Annotated in this window: 1 protein-coding gene and 1 pseudogene; both read left to right on the top strand. The window is 59.2% G+C overall.

Annotated elements, in window-relative coordinates:
- Window positions 1–991: 991 nt before the first annotated feature.
- Window positions 992–1,960, top strand: coding sequence for an ABC transporter substrate-binding protein (locus Q2B33_RS23755; RefSeq protein WP_300784685.1), 969 nt, complete (start codon window positions 992–994; stop codon window positions 1,958–1,960).
- Between the two features lie 286 nt (window positions 1,961–2,246).
- Window positions 2,247–2,631 (top strand): annotated as a pseudogene (locus tag Q2B33_RS23750) (hypothetical protein); the annotation flags it as partial.

Here is a 2,631-nt window from a genome sequence, read left to right as displayed (position 1 = left end):
CTGGTGACTGGAGTTCAGACGTGTGCTCTTCCGATCTTGGGGCCCGATATGAAGCAGATGCTCCTGGAAAATTTCCTCCGTGATCCAGTCGTCCGGCATGGGCGTGCCCTCAAAGCTGTTCTCATAATCCAGAGGCGTGCGGTAGGGCGTATGGGGATCCCAGTAGTGCACATGCATCATCCAATTGTCCTCTTTCCCGTTGCGCTCCAGCCATTCCAGCACCTTGGGCGTCACCATCTCCGCCGATTCGCCGCCCCTCCTGCCCACATTGACGCACTCGTTGAAGCCCGCGTTGAACCACCAGGCGCTGTGGCGCTCCGCAAAGGTGGAGAAGGATACCGTGTGCATCCCCGCCCTGCGGAACTGCATGAACAGGCCGTTCTCTGAGAGCTCGTCCGTAAAGCTCCTGCTCCTGCCCTGCAGGCGCATGTCCGCCGCGGTTCCGCCATGCCCCACGATGCCGTTGTGGATGCCGTACTGTCCGCTGATCATGGATGCCCGGGAGGGCAGGCAGGGAGCGTTGGGGCAGTAATAGTCATCGAACCGCACTCCCTCCTGCGCTATGGAGTCGATCACCGGCGTGGTGTTCCTGCCATAGCCATAGCAGCCCATATGGTCTGCCCGCAGGGTGTCGATGTCAAACATGATTACTCTCATTTTGTTTTCCTCCTTCATTTCGGCCCGGGTCTGCGGCGATGCCACGGGCCGGATGTGAATATAAATATGTATCTGAACTATGTCTGTTTATTATAAAGCATAGCATGATCCGACCTGCAATTCAACCCGTAAATCCCCCCGGCAAGCCTGGCCCGGCGGATGGTCTGTCCACATTTTTATGCATTTATCCATGCATAATCCCATGCTATATTCATCCAATTTTATTTATTCCTTATTTTTTTACGGAATCCATTGACATTTTATGCATAAAGTGCTAGTATCTGTCCATTGGCTCCATCCAGGGGGCCGATGAATACATATCGGGAGGATATTTATTATGAAGAAATGGATTGCGTTATTACTGGCCTCCGCCATGGTACTGTCCATGGCCGGCTGCGGCAGCGAGCCGAAGGAGAGCAGCCAGGCCGAAGAGAGCAGCCAAGCCGAGGAGAGCAGCCAGGCCGAAGAGAGCAGCCAGGCGGAGGAAAGCAGCCAGGCCGAAGAGAGCAGCCAGGCGGACAGCGCAGGGGCCGACCAGAGCAGCGAGAGCGAGGCAGGCGGCGAGAGCGGCGCAGACGCCCCCCCTGCTTCTGAGGCGGGGAGCTTTACCACCGCCGTGGAGGGGAAGCTCACCATGGCCACCAATGCGGCCTTCCCGCCCTATGAGTACGTGGAGGGCGGCGAGATTGCCGGCATCGATGCGGAAATCGCAGCGGCCATCGCCGGGAAGCTTGGCCTGGAGCTGCAGATCGACGACATGGAGTTCGATTCCATCACGGAGGCCGTCAAGAGCGGCAAGGCCGATCTGGGACTGGCCGGCATGACCGTCACCCCTGATCGTCAGGAAGAGGTGGACTTCACCGTCAGCTATGCCACCGGCGTGCAGGTGGTCATCGTCACCGAGGACAGCGCCATCGCCAGCGTGGACGACCTCTTTGCGGAGGGCGCGAACCATGTGGTAGGTGTGCAGCGCAACACCACGGGAGACATCTATACCACCGATGATATCGAGGATGAGGGGCTTGGCACCATCGACCGCTACAGCAAGGGCGCCGAGGCCGTACAGGCCCTGAAGACCGGCAAGGTGGACTGCGTGGTCATCGACAACGAGCCCGCCAAGGCTTTCGTGGCCGAGGTGGAGGGGCTGAAGATCCTGGAGACCGAGTATGTCACCGAGGATTACGCCGCTGCCATGAGCAAGGACAACAAGGCGCTGTACGATGCCGTGAATGCCGCGCTGCAGGAGCTGATCGCCGACGGCACCATCCAGGGCATCATCGACAAGTACATCAGCGCGGAATAAGACCTGACGCCCGTTCCCGGAGAACGGATACCGCCACCTGAGAGCCTGCAGACATATGGCGGCGGCCCCGGCCCCGCGACAGTACGGCTCCCTGTCGGGACTCAGGAAACTGGGTCCCACATTTTTTCACGAAAGCGCCATGTTCCCCCACGAACCATTCCGTGACCGTCTTCCCATACAGAGGAAGCATCATGCCCTCTGCAGCAGTCGGAAGGCATGCCCACATCAAAGAACTGCCCGCAAGGAAGGAATCGTCCGCAGTTCTCGAGGAAAAGGAGATGCACCCATGAAACCATCCGCTTCACAGACCTGGCCCCTGGAGGCCCCGGACTGGATCCTGAACGGCCCCGAGTGGTTAAGCGACCTGGGCTATGACTTTTACAAGAGCTTCGTCTTCGACGACCGTTACCAAATGTACATAAAGGGCCTGGGCAACACCCTGCTATTGACCCTGCTGGCCTTGCTGATCGGCGTGGCGCTGGGCGTGGTCATCTCCCTGATCCGGGTGTCCTGGGACAAGAACCACACCGAGATGCAGGGGCCGGGGCGGTTTTTCCTGGGCTTCTTCAACGCGCTGGCAAAGGTCTACCTCACCGTCATCCGGGGCACCCCCGCGGTGGTGCAGCTGATGATCATGTACTTCGTCATCTTCGCCTCCAGCCGCAGATCGG

Source organism: uncultured Acetatifactor sp. (assembly GCF_948601915.1).
Taxonomy (GTDB): domain Bacteria; phylum Bacillota; class Clostridia; order Lachnospirales; family Lachnospiraceae; genus Acetatifactor.
Note: the sequence above shows the minus strand (reverse complement) of the source record. Positions and strands in the feature narration are given on the sequence as shown.